Annotated in this window: 20 protein-coding genes; 4 read left to right on the top strand and 16 right to left on the bottom strand. The window is 39.0% G+C overall.

The window, feature by feature from the left end:
* Positions 1 to 11 precede the first annotated feature (11 nt).
* A complete protein-coding gene (locus NYP54_RS10465; protein WP_283156454.1) occupies positions 12 to 758 on the bottom strand; it encodes a hypothetical protein in 747 nt (248 codons plus the stop codon).
* A gap of 119 nt (positions 759 to 877) precedes the next feature.
* Positions 878 to 1,486: a MarC family protein gene (locus tag NYP54_RS10460; RefSeq protein WP_283156453.1), complete on the bottom strand. Its 609-nt coding sequence runs from the start codon at positions 1,484 to 1,486 to the stop codon at positions 878 to 880.
* 323 nt (positions 1,487 to 1,809) lie between these two features.
* Between NYP54_RS10460 and NYP54_RS10455 the strand changes: the two genes are divergently transcribed.
* Positions 1,810 to 2,430: a sterol desaturase family protein gene (locus NYP54_RS10455; RefSeq protein WP_283156452.1), complete on the top strand. Its 621-nt coding sequence runs from the start codon at positions 1,810 to 1,812 to the stop codon at positions 2,428 to 2,430.
* A gap of 137 nt (positions 2,431 to 2,567) precedes the next feature.
* Here the strand turns inward: NYP54_RS10455 and NYP54_RS10450 are convergent, their stop codons facing one another.
* From NYP54_RS10450 to NYP54_RS10410, 9 genes are all read right to left on the bottom strand, one after another.
* Positions 2,568 to 2,891 carry a helix-turn-helix domain containing protein gene (locus NYP54_RS10450; protein ID WP_151193396.1) on the bottom strand — a complete coding sequence of 108 codons (324 nt, stop codon included), beginning with the start codon at positions 2,889 to 2,891 and terminating at the stop codon, positions 2,568 to 2,570.
* A gap of 102 nt (positions 2,892 to 2,993) precedes the next feature.
* Positions 2,994 to 3,464 (bottom strand): MarR family transcriptional regulator, encoded by a 471-nt coding sequence (locus NYP54_RS10445; protein ID WP_117003217.1) that lies wholly within the window; start codon positions 3,462 to 3,464, stop codon positions 2,994 to 2,996.
* A gap of 2 nt (positions 3,465 to 3,466) precedes the next feature.
* Positions 3,467 to 4,342, bottom strand: a complete 876-nt coding sequence (locus tag NYP54_RS10440) for a DMT family transporter (RefSeq protein WP_283156451.1) — start codon at positions 4,340 to 4,342, stop codon at positions 3,467 to 3,469.
* Positions 4,343 to 4,672: 330 nt separating this feature from the next.
* Positions 4,673 to 5,209, bottom strand: a complete 537-nt coding sequence (locus NYP54_RS10435) for a hypothetical protein (protein ID WP_283156450.1) — start codon at positions 5,207 to 5,209, stop codon at positions 4,673 to 4,675.
* A 12-nt stretch (positions 5,210 to 5,221) separates the two neighbouring features.
* On the bottom strand, positions 5,222 to 6,241 hold the full coding sequence (queA, locus tag NYP54_RS10430) for a tRNA preQ1(34) S-adenosylmethionine ribosyltransferase-isomerase QueA (RefSeq protein WP_283156449.1): 1,020 nt from the start codon (positions 6,239 to 6,241) through the stop codon (positions 5,222 to 5,224).
* A gap of 248 nt (positions 6,242 to 6,489) precedes the next feature.
* Complete coding sequence (gene rpmA, locus NYP54_RS10425; protein WP_283156448.1) at positions 6,490 to 6,756, bottom strand: 50S ribosomal protein L27; 267 nt, start codon at positions 6,754 to 6,756, stop codon at positions 6,490 to 6,492.
* 17 nt (positions 6,757 to 6,773) lie between these two features.
* Entirely contained in the window at positions 6,774 to 7,085 is a 312-nt protein-coding gene (rplU, locus tag NYP54_RS10420) for a 50S ribosomal protein L21 (protein WP_151193440.1), read from the bottom strand.
* A gap of 116 nt (positions 7,086 to 7,201) precedes the next feature.
* Positions 7,202 to 7,492 (bottom strand): VOC family protein, encoded by a 291-nt coding sequence (locus NYP54_RS10415; protein ID WP_283156447.1) that lies wholly within the window; start codon positions 7,490 to 7,492, stop codon positions 7,202 to 7,204.
* Between the two features lie 43 nt (positions 7,493 to 7,535).
* Positions 7,536 to 8,378, bottom strand: a complete 843-nt coding sequence (locus NYP54_RS10410; RefSeq protein ID WP_283156446.1) for a GyrI-like domain-containing protein — start codon at positions 8,376 to 8,378, stop codon at positions 7,536 to 7,538.
* A gap of 124 nt (positions 8,379 to 8,502) precedes the next feature.
* Between NYP54_RS10410 and NYP54_RS10405 the strand changes: the two genes are divergently transcribed.
* Positions 8,503 to 9,867, top strand: coding sequence for a transposase (locus NYP54_RS10405; protein WP_283156153.1), 1,365 nt, complete (start codon positions 8,503 to 8,505; stop codon positions 9,865 to 9,867).
* 35 nt (positions 9,868 to 9,902) lie between these two features.
* Here NYP54_RS10405 and NYP54_RS10400 read toward each other — a convergent pair whose 3' ends face one another.
* Positions 9,903 to 10,562 carry an HAD-IB family phosphatase gene (locus tag NYP54_RS10400; RefSeq protein ID WP_283156445.1) on the bottom strand — a complete coding sequence of 220 codons (660 nt, stop codon included), beginning with the start codon at positions 10,560 to 10,562 and terminating at the stop codon, positions 9,903 to 9,905.
* An 18-nt stretch (positions 10,563 to 10,580) separates the two neighbouring features.
* Entirely contained in the window at positions 10,581 to 12,155 is a 1,575-nt protein-coding gene (gene nadB / locus NYP54_RS10395; protein WP_283156444.1) for an L-aspartate oxidase, read from the bottom strand.
* 230 nt (positions 12,156 to 12,385) lie between these two features.
* Here nadB and NYP54_RS10390 point away from each other — a divergent pair, with 230 nt between their 5' ends.
* Together NYP54_RS10390 and NYP54_RS10385 are read left to right on the top strand one after the other, a co-directional pair.
* Entirely contained in the window at positions 12,386 to 12,649 is a 264-nt protein-coding gene (locus NYP54_RS10390; RefSeq protein WP_151193185.1) for a type II toxin-antitoxin system Phd/YefM family antitoxin, read from the top strand.
* Positions 12,650 to 13,069, top strand: coding sequence for a type II toxin-antitoxin system VapC family toxin (locus NYP54_RS10385; protein WP_151193184.1), 420 nt, complete (start codon positions 12,650 to 12,652; stop codon positions 13,067 to 13,069).
* Between the two features lie 215 nt (positions 13,070 to 13,284).
* On the opposite strand, the gene NYP54_RS10380 is transcribed toward NYP54_RS10385, so the two are convergent.
* From NYP54_RS10380 to putA, 3 genes are all read right to left on the bottom strand, one after another.
* Positions 13,285 to 14,589 (bottom strand): MFS transporter, encoded by a 1,305-nt coding sequence (locus NYP54_RS10380; protein ID WP_283156443.1) that lies wholly within the window; start codon positions 14,587 to 14,589, stop codon positions 13,285 to 13,287.
* Between the two features lie 73 nt (positions 14,590 to 14,662).
* Complete coding sequence (locus NYP54_RS10375; RefSeq protein ID WP_283157532.1) at positions 14,663 to 15,385, bottom strand: class II aldolase/adducin family protein; 723 nt, start codon at positions 15,383 to 15,385, stop codon at positions 14,663 to 14,665.
* Between the two features lie 2 nt (positions 15,386 to 15,387).
* Positions 15,388 to 18,849: a bifunctional proline dehydrogenase/L-glutamate gamma-semialdehyde dehydrogenase PutA gene (gene putA, locus NYP54_RS10370; RefSeq protein WP_283156442.1), complete on the bottom strand. Its 3,462-nt coding sequence runs from the start codon at positions 18,847 to 18,849 to the stop codon at positions 15,388 to 15,390.
* Between the last annotated feature and the right edge of the window lie 124 nt (positions 18,850 to 18,973).

Here is an 18,973-nt window from a genome sequence, read left to right as displayed (position 1 = left end):
ACGATTTAGTTTTACTTGTTATAAGCTTTATTTTTTAGTCTATCTAAATCATATGCTCCAAACTCAGCCATAAAGAAGTTGTTTTTGCTTCCTCCTTCCTTATTTTCTGTCCATGCGACAGCAAAAGGTAGAGAGAAAGTTGGAAATCCGGGGATATAAGAGGCATATGCTTCAACTCCATCATATATACCTTCTGAAGCAGAATAGCGATATCCAGATAAGTTGTGTTGTTCCTTGTCTGCATAATGCTTAATTTCCCATATTCCTTCATCTCGACCTTCCTTAGTATTATTCTTCATATAATCCCACCATGAAACATAAGCATTATCAGGTCGGTATGTGTCAGGATTATTACCACGTGAGTGAAACCATAATGCTGTTGTCCCTATTTTAGGTACTCTAAACTCGGCAATTGTAGCCCATAGAGGAAAACTTAAATTTTTTGACCTTACTTGCAAAGATGCTTGATGAAAAACACTTGCCGCACAATAACCACTAATTTCCCCACCCAATGGTACGGTACAACTTGATGTATCTTTCTCTTTCCAAGAACATATTCTTGTATCCCCATTCTTAAGCTTAATGGTGATAGTATCATTCTTTGCTTTGCTATTTGCCTTACAGTTATAAGGGTATACCTGCATATCTCTTGGGGTTAGATTTGTCATCTCAACATTCCAACCTGTTCCCCAACCTGCAAATGCCTGACTGGTTACACCTAAACCTATTAAAATTGAAATAGATGTTCTTATTTGCATTTTCTCTCCTAAGTGTCTATAAAATTTGCTTTAATTGCAAAATCATTATATTTACACTTAATGTCTTAAATACAATCAAATATCTTTATGGGTATATTAGGCTTTTTGATCAAATGTATTTACTTCAATATGGGAAAAAGTGCCGTAACTCCACCTGCCATCATCTGAATGGCGATCGCCGCTAGGATAAGTCCCATAACACGCGATATTACTGATAACGCTTCTTCACTAAGAAAGCGTGCAAGCTTAGGTGTGAATTTTAATAATAACCAAAACAAGACTGAAACCACGGCACATATGATGCTCGCCATCAAAAATTGCCACAAAGTAAAATCATGTGCATGGGTAATAATAACCGCCATAGCGCCTGGTCCTGCAATGACGGGAATTGCCATTGGTACCACAGCAATAGATGGTTGTTTTTCATCAGCTATTTTCTTCTCACCCTTTTTATGTGTGTGATTGCCACCTTGAATCATCGATAAAGCAATGCGTAAAACAATCAGACCACCCGCTAATTTAAATGCGCCAATACTGATCCCGAAGAAATTTAAAACCGGCCAACCAATCCATAATGAAATCATCAAAAGGACAAAAATAGCAATGGCACAAATTTTAGCGGTTTTATTGCAATCCTCTTCATCTCTCCCCGTAATCAATCCAATATAAATGGCTAAGTTACCAATAGGATTCATAATGACGATTAGCGCGATGGCAAAACTTAACATAGGCTTTCCTTATTTTCTCTTAATCTATTTAGCCTAGCTTATTAGCAGAGTTTTTTCATTAAAGCATTCAATAAATTTAGGCAATAATGATCATATTACAGCCCACCTTGATTGTATAAGCGCTGGCTGAGCATAAGTCGAAGCCTCTATGAAGTGTGATTTTTCCAAATTTCCCCTTCGACTTACGCTCAGGGCACGATGAACACTTGTGAGTGAATATTTAATTTTAGCCTAAATTTATATTCATCGATTGTTTTAATAGCAGTGAAATTCACCAGCTGCTACAATCACACCATCTTTGAACTGATCAAAAAAACAAACTTATGCAGGAAGTATTTAAGGTTTATTTTACGCATCGCACCGTACAGGTTCTTTGGGTGCTTTTTTTCGCCTTTTTAGCACTTAGTATTTTTATAGGTGTATTTGGCAGTCACTGGTGGTGGTTATTTTTACCGATTATCATTGCACCTTTTTATGAATGGTATGCCCATAAATATTTATTGCATGCCAAGCTTACTGAAAAACACGGGGTTTTCCGCAATTTCCAAATAAGGCTACATCATGGTCATCATAAATATCCACAAGATGTTGAGCTATTATTTGCACCATGGTCAGCCATTATCTTGCATCTTATTCAGACTTACCTTTTGTTTGCACTTATTACTTGGAGCTTTAGTGTAGCACTTGTGCCATTTACATTTGGCATTTTATATTATCTTTTCTATGAATGGATGCATTTGGCGCATCACACCCCTGCCTATCAACCCAAAACGCAGGTTGGACACAAATTGAAACGCGCGCACATGCGCCACCACTTTCATAATGAAAACTACTGTTGGGGTATTACTAACTATTTAGGTGATTTATGTTTTGGCACATTTAAAGAACGTAATGACGTTGCCAAAAGTCCAACGGCTAAACAAATTTCTGGATTTAACGAATAGGCTTAATGCAATATACCGCTCGTTAATCATTTTGCGGTGTTTAATGTCAAAGAAGTTTTTGATGCTTCTGAATGATTGGATTACAGGTAATAGCTAGGACTATTAGCAAAATCCAATCATTCAGAAGGGCGAAAAATTCAATGATAGAAATTCTGTAAAATGGTTTGCGGGCGGTATATAACCCACTTGCGACTTAAAATATTATATTTATTTAACTCTTGCTCATGGAATTTATTCATAAACTCACGATTATTGATCTCAGTATTTAGCTCTTTCTGCGCAAGACTAATTCCATAGCGACGGCACCAGCGCTTAACCGTCCAGACTTGATAACCCATCAGTTCAGAAGCTTCACTGTAAGAAACGCCTTGGTCATGTAAATCATTTAAAACTTTCTCAGCGGGCTTGCCATATTTTTTAAGAATATTTAACTCAAAGTTATTGCTATATTGATTTGGCATTTTGTGCTCCTATATGAACAATTCTCTCGACACAAGATGAATTGTCACATAGAACACTTGATCAATCCAATAAAATAAAATAATCAAGCACATAACAAAAAGCTATGCCTGAGTTTGTGCATCTTGACTTTGCATATCCTCTAGCGTATTTGCTAGATTAATTTTCAGCTTATCCAATGTCGCGATAAGCGCATTTTTTTCATCTAGATCCACGCCAACTAAGATCTGCGCATAATGCTGTTTTACTGCTTTATCCAGCTCTTCCAAAACAGCAAGTCCACGCTTAGTAACAATAACGCATTTTGCACGACGATCACTCTCATGTGCAATGCGCTCAACAAGACCTTGATCACTCAAGCGATCAAGCACGCGAATAAGATTTTGTGCCTCGATTTCTAGATGTCCTGCTAACTCAATTTGAGTAAGCTTTGGACGAAACCTTGCATGCACCAGTACACGTCGATCTAAAACATTTAAACCTAATTCTTTTGCATGAAAATTATAAATCTTACGAATTAACAATCCTGTATCGCAAATCGCAAATTCTAACAGTTGTGTTGTCGCATCTGACATGCTTAGCTTATTACCTTTTGACGTTGTGCCTGAAGCTGGATTATAACAATGGCACTCATAATTGTCAGCACTATTCCCGCAAGTGTCAGCCAGTCATAACGATCTGCGAAAAAAAAGACGCCAATGAGTGCTGCAAAAATAACATTGGCGTAATACAGCACAGAGAAACTTTGTGCTGGAATATAGCCTAATGCCAACACCAAAAGATATTGCACAAAGAAAAATAACACACCAATTACAACGAGTATTAAAAGTGCATAAAACGATATTTCTTGCCAGAAAGGAATACTTACAACTCCAGCAATAATGCTTGAAAATAAAAAGTAATAAAAAATAGTCGTCAAACCATTATCATAGCTTGAAATTTTACGCACCATAATAATTGATAAAGCCATGGATAAGCCCGCACCCAAAGCGACAATGGCGTAAGGATTCATGATTTCAGCGTCAGGCTTTAGAATCATCATAACACCAACAAAACCAATAATTAACGGCAACCATAACGCATGCTGAAACTTTTGTCGCATAAAAATAAATAAGATAAAGGGCACAAAAAATGGTGCAGTATTTGCCAATAACACACCATCGACTAATGGCACATGCATAATTGCGATAAATAGAAAATAGCTTATTCCTAAACTAAACACCGTCCTTGCTAAATGCTGCCACGGCACTTGTGTTTTCAATAAATTGACCTGCCATTGATGCTTTTTATACAAGATAATTGGCAATATCAGAATCAACGCAACTAAACTCTGACTAAATACAATTACAGGCACGCTTAACCCGATATTAAACTTCTTAATCAAGGCGGCTTGAAATGCATAAATGAATGCACTTAACAGTGTGAAACCAACCCCTAAATAACTATTTTTCATTGGATTTAACCTAAGTATATATTTTATAATTAATGATTATTATAATTTTTAATTTTTAAAATGCAATATTTACATTTTGGCTTTCTGGTTAAGACTAAATATTCACCCACAAGTGCTCACCGTGCCCTGAGCGTAAGTCGAAGCGATGCACTGAGCATCAGTCGAAGTAGGTACACTTCATAGAGGCTTCGACTTACGCTCAGCCAACGCTTACACAAACAAAGTGGGCAGGAATATGGTCATAGCCTACATTTTAAATATAAAAAGACGGCGCACGAGTCAGGTGTTAGGTGTTAGGTGTTAGGTGTTAGGTGTTGGGAGTTGAAATAATTATTTTGAAGTTTGGTGTGCGAGCAGCAACTGATTCTGTAACGAAATTTTCTCTAAAGCTAAAATAATTTTATTATTTTGCTCAAGTAGCAACTGATTTTGCTGTGCCTGTTTATAGGCTAGATATAAACTATATTGCTGATATTTCGTGAGATCATCTGCATTTTTGTCCGCTTTAACAAACATATTGCTAAGCTCTGTTTGTAGTTGATTAATTTGTCCTTCATTACCAACTGTCACTGGATAACTAATTTGTGCTGTTTGTGAAACTGCAACAGGATTCTCCGGCATAATGGCTTGCGGTGCCTGCACACCTCTTAGCTGATCCTCCAAAGACATCGATTGATTTCCCGGAGAGATAACCTTCATTCGACTACCTGTTTGCGATGTGTCACTGACAATCGTTGCTTGCTGTTGAGTTTGTGAGTCTGACGTAGATGCCTGCACTGGAGCAGCTGCTGTTTGCGCTGCTGAAAACACTGGCAAAGCCACACAAGAACCTGCAAATAATAATGAAATAAGAGCTATTTTCTTCATCGTTATATACATTTAATGAATAAACATAGCATCACCATAACTATAAAAGCGATAATTGTCATCTATTGCATGGCGATATGCTTTTTTTATCATATCAATCGAAGAAAAGGCACTCACGAGCATAATTAATGTTGATTTTGGCAAATGAAAATTGGTAACCATCGCATCAACAACATGGAATGTTTTCCCTGGATATAGAAAAATATCACTCTCACCATAAAATGCCTTTATCTCACCACTGCCATTAGCTGCCGCTGTTTCCAGTGAGCGCACTGAGGTTGTACCCACAGCAATCACACGCCCGCCTTGCGATTTGGTTTTATTGATCTGATCACATACGTTTTGTGGCACATCAATCAATTCACTATGCATCACATGTTCATGGATATCATCTGTTTGCACCGGCTTAAAGGTACCAGAGCCGACATGCAATGTGACATAAGCAATATCAGCACCTTTATCTTTTATTTTTTGTAATATTTCCTTAGTAAAATGAAGCCCCGCAGTTGGTGCTGCAACAGAGCCAAGAAGCTCACTATAAACCGTCTGATAGCGTTCTATATCAAAGGTTTCATCTTGGCGTTTCATATAAGGGGGCAGCGGCATATGACCATGCTCAGCCATTAACTGCCAAACATTGCCATCAATTAATTCAATATGATATAACCCGTCATTTTTCTCGATCACACGCGCTTTAGCATCCGCGATCTCAACCACTGAGTTTAGTTTAGGTGCTTTATTAGCGCGAATATGACTAATAAAAAACTTATCATTTACTACTTTTTCAATCAAAAATTCAAGTTTAGCACCGGTTTCTTTTTGTCCAAAAAGACGCGCTGCCATCACCCGTGAATTATTAAAAACAACCAAATCACCTGCTTGTATATAATCAATAATCTCACTAAAAATATGATTAGTTAATGCCTGTTTTTGCCTATCAAGCACCAATAAACGACTTTGATCACGCTCTTTTGCTGGATAGCGCGCAATAAGATGCTCAGGTAATTCATAATCAAAAAGTTCTGTTTTCACAAGTGTCACATCCTCTATAAACAATACAATTTAATGAGTTAAACGTCTCAAGGGCGTATGCAATACGCCCCTACGCTTACATTTATCACAGGTAACTTTGCAAGGGTGTATTGCATATGCCTCTACCGCTTACATTTATCACAAGCAACTTTGTAGGGGCGTATTGCATACGACCACCTTATATAAAACAAATAAAAAAGGCGCCAATCCGGCGCCTTTTTTATTTGTTTGCTTATGCTAATCGATAATTAAACGTTAGCAACTGCTTCGATTGAAACAAATTGACGATTTAAAGGACCACCTGTGTGGAATTTAACAACACCGTCAGTTGTTGCAAACAATGTGTGATCACGACCACACCCAACGTTAACACCAGCATGGAATTTTGTACCACGTTGACGTACGATAATTGAACCTGCTTTAACAGTTTCACCACCATAGCGCTTAACACCTAGGTACTTAGGATTGGAATCGCGACCGTTACGAGTACTACCGCCTGCTTTCTTATGAGCCATGTTTTATACCCCTTAAATTAACCTTGAATTGCTGTGATTTTTACCGCCGTAAAATACTGACGATGACCTTGACGTTTCATGCTGTGCTTACGACGACGAAACTTAATAATCTGAACTTTCTTATGACGACCTTGCTCAACGATTTCAGCAACCACTTTGGCACCATCAACAACAGGACTGCCAACTTTGATCTCATCGCCATTTTGCAACATCAACACATCAGTGAACTCAATCGTTTCACCAACGCCTTTTTCAATTTTTTCTAGCTTAAGTACGCCACCTTCTTTGGCTTTGTACTGCTTACCGCCACTTTTAATAATTGCGAACATAGTATTCTCCGAATGCTCAAGCTGACATAATGCCGCTTGACTTTTTGTTATCATAATTTAAAGCGCTTTTTAAAAAGCTCGCAAATTCTATTGTTTTTTGTAGCAAATAGCAATATTCATGGCTTAATAAATTCAACAATATTGCCTGATGGATCTTTTGCATAACATGATAGAGTGCCATCGCGATGTTGTTTCAACTTGCCAAAACTCTCTGCTTTTTCAGAATTAAACGCAATATGCGGCGGATGCTGATGCGGCACAACAAACGCAAGCTTTATATTTTGAAATTCAATCATTGCCCACGTATCATCCTGATAGATGAGTTGGGCATTAAAGTGCGACAAATACCATGTAAGTGTTTCCTCTAAATCTTTGACCACAATAGCAACATGATCAATTCTATCCATTTCATCGCCCTTTACTTATAAAATCTTGTCTCTAGTATAAAAACTATTTAAGCAATAGCCAACACTCCGTTAAAAGTTCTGTATCAGCCACTTCATGGTCAAAATTGTAATAGCAAAATATACACGGCAAATCAGCAAGCTCCTCACCTGAGTTTGGCAACCAATCTCTATAAAGTGCATATATTAGCTGGTCAATATTATCACGTGAGCCTTTATGCAAAGCTGTCGCATAGCGCCCCGCTGGTAAATATTTCTCTATAACATCCTGACTCATTTTTAAACTCTCAGGCACGGTAATACCCAAATCAAATCGAAACTCAGTGACAGGCGTTGTCTTTGGATCATCATAAGCAAAGCCAAAAGCCTCTCCAGGCTTAGGTTTTAAATCCATCGTTTGCGCTTTTGCCCAAGTGACTAATTGATTGACGCTAGCGCCCATAAACTTTGGATCACCTCTATGCTCCACCACTGCTAAACGTCTTGCCTTCATTTCTTTAATCTCAACATTCATTTCCTTTATTCCTTCTTGAGATAACTGATAAGGTGCTTTTTCCCATAAAGACCAGTCTTTTTGCATGCGAAATGCCTTTGGACTAATACCTGAAGTCTGCTTAAAGGCTCTGGTAAATGATTCATGGGATTCAAAACCTGCATCAATTGCAATATTAATAATTGACTTATCCGATTCAACAATCAACTGATGAGCTGCCCTTTTTAAGCGCAACCAGCGAATGTACTGCTGTACAGACAAACCGACATGAGCAGTAAATAAACGGTGAAAATGGTACTTGGAAATGCATGCAATATCACTTAATTGATCCAAGCTAAGTTTCTCATCAAGATGCTTGGCAATATAAGTAATCACTTTCTGTAATTTATCATTCATTTTCAAACTTAACCTCGCTTACTTACTGAGGTTTATGATAAGTCAGTTTATTTCTAATTTTTTGATCATTCTTGCTAATTACAGTTTTTATCCTGAACTTTCCCGAATTTTGTAAGAATTTGCTATGGATGAGCTGCAGACCAAAGTTTATCCCTATATCTTAGGGTTGCTAAAAAACAGGAGCAACTCATCGATGGATACCTTACAACCTTTACTTAATCACTTGCAAGCACTTTTTAAAAGAAGCACTCAAAAAGGACGGCTTTTTAGTGCAGTGATTTTAGCAATGATTATACCTATCGGTTCTGGTATCAGTAGTCAAATTTATCGTAAACTCGTTCAGATAATAGGTTACTCACTTAGCAGAACACGCTTTTATCGCTTTATGGCAAGTAAATGCTTTAACTGGGATGTGATTTGGAAAGCTATATTCAAACTGATTCCATTACCATTGACTGATGGACGCCTTATCATAGCCTTAGATGACTCTACCACGCCTAAAAGCGGTAAGGAAATATTTGGTTGTGAGCATTTCTTTGATCATGCAGCCAAGCACAATCAAAGTAAATACCCTTGGTCACAGTGCTTTGTTCAACTGGGGCTCTTAAAGTTCATTCATACCCGTTGGGCATTTTTGCCATTGTTGACGCGATTTTATCACTCTAGCAACAAAGCAGCGGCTGAGTGTTTTAACAGTAAAATTACACTGGCCTGCCAAATGATTCTTAAGCTTAGCACCTGGACAAAATCCCCCATTCTTATTGTGACTGATTCATGGTTTGGTAATGGTAAATTGTACAACCCGTTAAAAGATCAACTAGGTAATCGAGTCCATATCCTCACCATGTTACGCAAAAACAGTGTTTTATACGGTTTTCCTGAGGTTATCGAAGGTAAAACATGTGGGCGTCCTGCAAAATATGGTGCCAAAGCAGGTTCTGTTAGGGATTTGGCAAATGAATATAAAGCTAAAGCCCAAAAAGTCACAAGCTTTGTTTATGGTAAAAAGCGTGACATGCTTGTCTACGAGAAAAACTTCATGTCTAAAGCTTTTAAATGCCCGATAAAAGTTGTCTTTGCCTATTACAAAAATCACTTCGTTGCTTTAGCAACAACAGACTTAAGCTTAAGCGTAACGCAGATATTGGAGTACTATAGCGCACGGTGGAAGATCGAGTCTGGTTTCAAAGAGCTCAAACATGACATCGGCAGCCAAAAAGCCCAAGTAAGATTGGAGCATTCGGTGATAAACCACTTGAATATGTGCATGCTTGCCATTACGATTATTTGGATCGCTGTCATGCATCTTCCAAGTGATGCAGTCAATGAGCTAACACATAATGGCACTAAGCCGCAATACACCTTTTCTGCGGCACGAAAGTTGTTGATAAAGCGTCAGAATAAACTCAGGGTTTGTCAAAATGGTGAATCTGAGCTAAAAAATCATAGAAATTCATGGATTCAAATGATTATTGGGCTTGCCGCTTAACAAAACTTGGGAAAGTTCAGTTTTTATCTATTTAGTCAGAAAATAAGCTTTTCTAGCTCATTAACATTTTTCGCACGAAGCCTAGCAACAGATAAAACTTTATCTCGCCGAACGTGTTCAATATAGGCAATAAACTCATTCGCAATCCCAGCATTATAAAGCTCATAGTCGGTAAAACCATCGCCAACAATTACGGTTTTGCCAGTCAATTGATCTTGGATTTTTGTAGCACCAGTAACTTTTGAGTCACAAAAGCCATTGTCATTATTAAGGCGTTCAAAGTATCCATGCTCATCCCAATCTAAATTCACCGCAAAAACGCGTGAAGCTGGAATGCCCAGATACTCAGCAAAAGGTAAAATAAGCTCACTAAAACCACCACTAATAATCCATACTTTGATATGTTGCTCATGCAGTTGCTCAATTAATTTCTTGATACCTATAGTTAATGCGCTAGGGCAATGCTGAGCAACAAACTCATTTACTGTCGCCTTTGCTGGCTTTGCTACTTGTAAACGCGCTTCCAGACTATCACGAAAACTTATCTCACCATTCATGCCGGCATTCGTTAAGATTTCAATTTGCTGTATTTTAGACTGATCCCCTTGAAGCAACTTAGCCATGATCACCTCTAGTGATTCAAAGCGAATCAGCGTTGAATCAAAATCAAAAATCACATTATTGTACTTACACATAGTGCACCGTCCGTTTTATTAATTTTTAGCTGGATGCAAAATAGTAGGTTTTAAAAACCGTGGATCTTTTTGCTTATAATCCAAGGTAAAATGAAGCCCTCGACTTTCCTTCCTGCGCATTGCTGACTCAACCATCAATTCAGCAACTAACACCAAATTTCTAAGCTCCAACAAATCAGCAGTTACCGTAAAATCAGAATAATAATCAAAAACCTCTTGGCGCAACAGCTTAATGCGATGCATTGCGCGCTCTAAGCGTTTATTGCTTCTAACAATTCCCATAAAGTCCCACATGCAACGTCTAATCTCACGCCAATTATGGCGAATAAAAACCTCTTCATCTGAGTCAGTGACTAAAGCGTCATCCCAGCGTGGAATATCTGACATTGGCATTAATTTTGAGAGATTTTGTTTAATATCCTTAGCAGCAGCAAAAGCATATACAAGACACTCTAATAACGAATTACTTGCCATGCGATTAGCGCCATGAAGCCCTGTATAAGTCACCTCTCCTGCAGCATACAGTCCGACAACATCGGTGCGTGCCTTATCATCAACCACCACACCACCACAAGTGTAATGCGCCGCTGGCACGACGGGAATCTGGTCTTTAGTTAAATCAAGCCCATATTTCAACAGACTCTCATAAATCATCGGAAAGTGTTCTTTAATAAACGCCTCTGGCTTATGTGTAATATCCAAATAAACACATTCTAAGCCATATTTTTTCATCTGCAGGTCAATAGCACGTGCAACCACATCACGTGGTGCAAGCTCAGCACGTTCATCAATCTCAGGCATAAAGCGCTTACCATTAGGTAGACGCAAATATGCACCTTCACCACGCAATGCTTCACTTAATAAAAATGATCCAGCTTTTGGATGATAAAGGCAAGTCGGATGAAATTGATTAAACTCCAAATTTGCCACACGACACCCAGCACGATAAGCAATGGCAATACCATCGCCACTTGAAACCACGGGGTTTGTAGAGTATTGATAAACACGTGATGCACCTCCTGATGCCAAGACAACAGCACACGCACCAAAAGTTTCAATCTTGTTTGACTTAAGGTTCAACGCATAAGCGCCAACACAACGCTGTTGCTGTAAAATCAAGTCAACCACGTTGTAATATTCATAGACCTTTATATTCGGATGATTTTTAACTAAAGCTGTTAATGTCGTTTGTACTTCTTTACCAGTGGCATCGGCAGCATGCAAAATACGTCGATAAGAGTGTCCTCCCTCCATCGTCAAGTGGTAATAATTTTCATGCTCACTATCTAGCGTAAAGTGCACACCTTGATCAATCAACCATTCAACGCAAGATTTAGCATTCTCAACGGTAAAACGCACCGCTTTTTTATCACATAAACCATCACCAGCAATAAGCGTATCTTCAATATGCGCCTCTAATGAGTCACCTTTGTCCATCACTGCGGCAATCCCACCTTGTGCGTAAAGGCTAGAACCTTCACCCAAGGCTGATTTACACAATATCGCCACGTTACACTCATCCGCTAAATTAAGAGCAGCTGTCAGTCCTGCGGTACCTGCGCCGACAATTAATACATCTGTTTGTTCAAGCATGTTAATTCATTCACTATTCCGTCAAAACTAAAGCGATTATACGTGATTCTAAGCCCATGTGTTAATATATACCGCTCACAAACCATTTTGCAGCATGTCTGCCATTGAATTTCACACCCCTTTGGGTGATTGATTGAGTTATCGATTTAAGAATTATCCAAAACACACTTGTAGTTATGTAGTTACAAAACTATACTTAGTGACACCTGAAGGTATTGGAGTTTACGACAATGAACATTAACACCTTTACAAGTAGAGAGTTTAATCAAAATCCAAATAAAGCAAAGAAAGCATCTAAAGACAGTATCGTTTTCATCACTGAGCGCGGAACGATTTCACATGTTTTGCTGAGTGTTGATGCATATCATAAATTGCAGAAGGTCAATATACCGCAAACCAATATTGTTGATATGTTATCAATGCAAAATGATCAAGACATCGAGTTTGAACCAACTAAGCTTGGGCAAGATTTATTTAAAAAGGACATTTTCTAGATGTATTTACTGGATACCAATGTTATTTCAGAATTAAGAAAAGCAAGCTCAAACAAAGCAGACCCCAATGTGGTGAACTGGGCTTCATCCATTAGTCCTGTTGAGCTTTTTATTTCAGTCATCACCATACTTGAGCTGGAGATGGGTATTTTATCCGTGCATCGAAGAGATTTTAAACAAGGTAATATATTACGCAACTGGATGGATAACCACGTTATGGCTGCTTTTGCCAATCGAATTATCGCTTTTGATCTCTTTGCTGCCAAACGTTGTGCCCAACTGCATATTCCTAACCCAAAATCAGATCGCGATGCCATGATTGCAGCAAGTGCAATTACTCATGGAATGACTCTGGTAACGCGTAATATCATTGATTTTAAAGACATGGGCATAACACTACTCAACCCTTGGGATGAGTAACAAGTATAAATAATAGTTTCATTAGTAAGTATAGATATCCGAGTCAAGCTCAAATATGATCACTCACCGTTTTGCTGCCATTCTTGGATTTGATCCGAAAATCAAAAAAAACACCTGATGTAATGAATCAAGAATAAGTTGCGTTTTACCCCTCACCCGTGCAGCTTGAGCTGCACGAGCAATCCCACAAGGGGAGAGGTGCTAGCTGGTGCAACTTATTTTGATGAATTCTCACCTAACTCAAAATACCTACTAGTACGTGTTTCTGGCATTTTATAAATCACTGACAAAGTAATGATTGACGTAATAATTAAGTAATAGCAAGGTGCATAATGTGAACCTGAAGCATCTACCAACATTAATGAGATCATCGGTGTGGTACCTGCAAATAAGGCATTTCCTACATTATAGGCTGCCGACATCCCGCTATAGCGGCATTCCGTTGGGAAAAGCTCACTAATTGCCACTTGAAAAGATGCTGTCATCGCTGCCACTAATAACGCAAAAATCGACTCAGCAATTAAGATCTGAACAATGCCACCATAATTAAGCCAAATAAACATCGGATAAGCGAGAATGAGCAATAAGAAAATTGGGACGTTTAGCATTACTTTGCGCCCCCATAAATCGGCAAACCAGCCAAACAATGGCGAGAATACAGCATAGACAACAGATATAACGACAGTAATCCACATCACAATACTGACATCTAAATGGCGCGTTGCGATAAAGTTATTCGGCAAAAAAGTCGCCATCATATAATAAGCAATACCGATATAACCGGTTAACACAAATACCCATACAAGCGGCATTTTTGGACCCTTGAGCGCCGTCATTAATGGGTTTTTTAAGGCTTTTTTAGATTTCTTAACTTCTTCAAAAAATGGTGACTCACGCACTGAGTGCTGCAGGAACATTGAAGTTAATGCAAAAACAAATCCAATAAAAAATGCCACACGCCAACCGTATTCAAGCATTTGTGCTTTGCTAAAAACTGTGGCTAACACACCAACCACCACCGCGCTTAGGATCGTACCAACTTGTGATGACATTGCCGCTAAAGCTGTTGCAAACCCACGATATTGCTTTGGCGCACTTTCAGCTAGCATAATCAACACTCCTGTATACTCACCACCAACCGAAAAACCCTGAATCATACGCGCTAAAATTAAAATAACTACCGCCCAAATACCAAAACTATTATACGTTGGCATAATCGTCATAATAAACATCGGAATACACATAAGACCAATGCTCAGCGTGATCGCATAGCGTCGCCCAAGTCGATCACCAATAGAACCTAGGATAAAACCGCCTAATGGACGCATAAAGTAACTCGCCGCAAAGATACCAAAAACAGTAATCAAGCCGACAGTTCTATTTTCATCGGGAAAAAATAAAATACTTAAGTAAGTCGCCAAATAACCATATAAACTAAACTCAAACCACTCTAAGGCTGCACCCAAAGTCGTAATAGCAACCGTTTTCTTGGTGCTCGCCTTCGTTATCTTTTTTGTCATCCGATTAATTACCTTTTATCTTATCCCGCGCTGAGTCTAACAAACTTCTAAAAATTAATTAACGGATTTCCTATTATTTATTTTGGCTTAAATACTGCACTCGGCGTTTAAGCACAGCAAATTCCTTTTCCGGCGTTAAAATACGCTCAAACTGCGCCTTGGTTTTTAGACACACGGATTCATCTAATTCAATCAGTGAGTCGTTTACACTTTGCAATTTAATTTGCAATTCACACACTTTCTCTAGGTAATAGAGCAAGTAAAACGCCTCATAGATCGTTTTGCCGGTTGTTAATAAGCCATGATTACGTAAAATCATGACTTTTTTATCCTGCAAACTTTGAACGATTTCATGCCCTTCATTTGCTAATGCAAGACCATTGTAATCATGATAGGCAACATCATTATAAAAGCGTAACGCCTGCTGATTACAAAATAGCAAACCTGATTTCAGCGATGATACCGCAACACCATAAGTGCTATGGGTATGCATCGCACTATGAATACTGCTACTTGCTTTGTAAATCTCAGCATGAATATTAAATGCTTGCGGCATTACCGTATAGCTGTTTTGTGATAAAACTCGTCCATTTAGATCAACTTTAACGAGGTTTTCCGCGCTCACTTCTTCAAAGGGGACATTATGTGGCGTAATTAACACCGCATTTGATTGTGGTATGCGCACACTTAGATGCGTTGCTAATAAATCATCCCAGCCATAGTGGTAGACTACATGGTGACTTGCCGCGAGATCCTCACGCAGTTGTTGCTCTAAATCAGTCATTTTAAAGCGTATCCTTATTGTTCTAAGCTCATCAATGAGGCATTACCACCTGATGCGGTGGTATCAATGCTAATCGTGCGCTCAACAGCCAAACGATGTAAGTAGAAAGGACCCCCAGCTTTAGGTCCTGTACCGGATAAACCTTGACCGCCAAAAGGTTGCACGCCAACAACCGCACCAACAATATTGCGATTGACATAAATATTGCCAACACGAATATGTTTTTTGAAGAAATTAACGGTTTCCTGAATGCGACTATGCACACCAAACGTTAAACCATAACCAGTTGAGTTAATATCTTTAGCAACTTTATCAAGCTCAGTCGCTTTAAAGCGCACAATGTGCAGAACTGGACCAAATACTTCACGCTTAAGCGCATGGATACTATCGATTTCAAACACGACAGGGTAAATATAGTTGCCTTTTTCAAGTGCCTTATCTTCACTCATCTCATGCACAAGCTTTGCTGATTGGCGCATGTTGTTGATATGTGCTTTAAGATTAGCTTGCGCTTCCTGATCGATCACAGGACCAACATCGGTTTCAATAAACGCTGGATCATGTACCTTTAATTCATCCATAGCACCCTTTAGCATGGTGATGACATTATCTGCTATATCTTCTTGTAGATATAAAACTCGCAAAGCAGAGCAACGTTGTCCTGCGCTATCGAAAGCCGAGGATATCACATCACGCACTACCTGCTCAGGTAAGGATGATGAGTCAACAACCATCACGTTTTGACCACCTGTTTCTGCAATAAATGGTACAATCGCACCCTCTTTGGCTGATAGCGTTTGCTGAATAATTTTGGCTACTTCAGTAGATCCTGTAAAGATCACACCAGCAACACGTGGATCTTGTGTTAAGGTACTACCGACTTCTTCACCTGTGCCTGGCACAAATTGTAATACCTCTTCAGGAATACCCGCTTGGTGCAGTAATTTAATCGCTTCATAGGCAATAATAGGTGTTTGCTCAGCAGGTTTGGCAACGACTGTATTTCCAGCGGCTAATGCGGCTGTTACTTCGCCCAAGAAAATAGCTAAAGGAAAGTTCCACGGACTGATACATACTACAGCACCACGACCATGTAGACTAATTTGATTAAGCTCCCCTGTAGGACCCGCTAAGGTTTTAGGTGCTGCAAACTCAGCACGCGCTTGTGCGGCATAATAACGACAAAAATCAACCGCTTCACGAATCTCATTAACCGCATTTGCCAAGGTTTTACCGGCTTCACGCACAGCAATTGCCATAAATTTTGGCATATTTTCTTCTAATAAATCGGCACACTTATCCAAGGCGTCAGCACGTTTTTCAGCCTCAACCAGACTCCAAGCGTCAAATGCATTATGCGCAACTTCCATGGCTTTTTCGGCCATTGCTTTATCCGCATGATAGACTTTGCCAAATACTTGATTATTTGCTGGGTTAAAAATATTTTCCGCGGTAAGTTTTGAGGTATCCACGCCTTTTATTAACGGTTTAGCAACATAATCATCACGATCAAATTGACTCATTTGTAGTGCTAGTTTTTCTAATGTGCGCGTGTCATTTAAGTTATAACTTTTTGAATTCATTCTTTCTTCTCCAAACATATTCACAGGTAACGCAATTTGCGGATGCGCTTTAAAGCCCAGACGCTCGGCTTTTTCAACAGGATCTTCAACCAAACTTTCAATCGGTGTTTGCTCATCAACAATACGATGGACAAACGATGAGTTGGCACCATTTTCTAATAGTCGTCTAACCAAGTAAGGTAATAGATGCTTATACGTCCCTACTGGCGCGTAAATACGACATGGAATATTAAAATTCTCCTTGCCTACAACGTGATCATATAGCGCATCGCCCATGCCGTGTAAACACTGGAATTCATAATCACGATAATCTCCTGCTAATTGCATAACCAATGCCGTTGTATAGGCATTATGCGTCGCAAACTGCGGATAAATATGTTTGCTATTGGCAAAGAGTTTTTTAATACATGCCTGATACGATACATCGGTATAACATTTTTGGGTAAATACCGGATAACCCTCTAGCCCTTCAACTTGCGCATGTTTAATTTCCGAATCCCAATAAGCCCCTTTGACTAAACGAATCATAAATCGATGCCCTGTGCGCTCTGCCAAATCAATTAGGTAATCAAGTACGAAGCTGGCACGTTTTTGATACGCCTGAACGACAATACCAATTCCTTCAAAGCCTTGTAAAGACGTCTCATGTGCTAAACGACTCACCAATTCAAGAGACAACTCTAAGCGCTCAGTTTCCTCAGCATCAATGTTTAAGCCAATGTTATAACGCTGCGCTAACTCAACTAATTTTAATAACTTAGGATACATCTCAGCATGCACACGATCTGTTTGTGCTACTTCATAACGTGGGTGCAAGGCCGATAATTTAACTGAAATCCCAGGATTCGTGCGCACACTGTTTTTGGTCGCTGCAAATCCAATGGCATCAATCGCTTGGCGATATTCATTATAGTAATATTCAGCATCAGCTTTGGTCGTTGCCGCCTCACCCAACATATCATATGAATAGGTAAAGCCCATCGCTTCTTTTTCTTGAGCGCGCTTTAAGGCCTTATCAATGGTCTCACCCATGACATATTGCTGACCAAGAACTTTCATCGCGTGCATTACCGCACGACGCACAACCGGACGTGAGCGCTTATCTAAGAAGCCTTTTAGTACGCCCTTGAACTTATTTTGATATTGACCTGGCTTTAATATCTTACCAGTTAACATCAAACACCAAGTAGCCGCATTCACAAATAGATACTCACTATCACCAACATGTTCATGCCAATTAGCACTCGTTAATTTATCTTTAATGAGTTTATCTGCCGTATGCTTATCTGGAATACGCAATAAGGCTTCTGCCAAACACATCAGCACAATCCCTTCATCACTTGAAAGGTCATACTTAGTCATAAAAGCATCTAATCCGCTTTTACTTAAGCGTGTTTCACGTACATTCGCGACCAAACCACTGGCAATATCCTGCACAGATAAACGCTCTTTATCTGTGAGTGCCGCTTGCTTGGCAAGCTTCTCTACAATCATTTGTTCATCACACAACCAGTGCTTTGATATTTCTTGCATCAAGACAGATTGATCAAACTTGTTATTTCTATCTAAAATCATCGTTAATTCCTGAGAAGGCAAACTTGTATTGTTTGCTTGCTGTTGAGCTATTTGTTTTTTGACTAACAACATTTTATCAACCATCATTTGATGAGCATCATCTGCTGGTTTTGATTTAATAAACCAATTAAAAAGATCCTGATCTTCGCATTTAAGCAATGCATGAAATGCCTCTTTTTCAGCTTGTGGTGCTGCTAGATAAGCGAACTCTATATATGGCGAAAGAATAAGGTCTAATTCAAGCATCCCTCTTCTTGCTGCCCAGCGCAGGCGTGACAAGACTTCTTGATCCGTCACATTTTCATTTTCAACAATCATCGTTCTTTCCCCTTAATCACAGCAAAGATGGCGGCTATACTAGCATAAAAGATAAAAAAAACGTAAAGAAAACTAGCGATTCAAAATGCTTGTAATTTTTATCAAGCTTTGACACTGTCCATTT

It is taken from the genome of Cysteiniphilum sp. QT6929 (assembly GCF_030035755.1).
GTDB classification, from domain to species: domain Bacteria; phylum Pseudomonadota; class Gammaproteobacteria; order Francisellales; family Francisellaceae; genus Caedibacter; species Caedibacter litoralis.
Note: the sequence above shows the minus strand (reverse complement) of the source record. Positions and strands in the feature narration are given on the sequence as shown.